The sequence below is a fragment of the Lysinibacillus sp. RU7 genome (genome assembly GCF_057837305.1).
This window is the reverse complement of sequence record NZ_JBYQFK010000090.1, coordinates 1-300: the sequence shown is the minus strand read 5'-3', so window position 1 is coordinate 300 and position 300 is coordinate 1. Positions and strand designations below refer to the sequence as shown.

The following is a 300-nucleotide window of genomic DNA, read 5'->3' as shown; positions in this document are numbered from 1 at the left end:
CTGTCTCGTGAGTTGGATGCTGGATGGTCGTGAGAGCAACGGGAACAACCCAACGAACGATGTGTACCTGCAAAAACAGATGTAATAAAGTTGTAACGACCGAAACACAAAGGATTAGAGTTTCTGTCGGGGAAACTTTACAGCGAGGATCCATTTGCCGTTGAGAAGGAAAAGAGCATCGGTGGGAGCAGGCGTAGGGTTCTTGGACTCGAGCGCACACCGTACTCACTCCACGAGAAGCAGATCGGAAGAGCGTAGTGGAGGGAAAGAAGGTCTTCGCAGATGTCGACCCCAGCGGGC

The 300-nt window shown here is 52.0% G+C and carries 1 pseudogene; it reads right to left on the bottom strand.

The annotated features are described in order from the left end of the window. Positions 1-114: 114 nt before the first annotated feature. Positions 115-207: pseudogene (locus AC3II9_RS21650) on the bottom strand (PAP/fibrillin family protein); the annotation flags it as partial. Positions 208-300 lie beyond the last annotated feature (93 nt).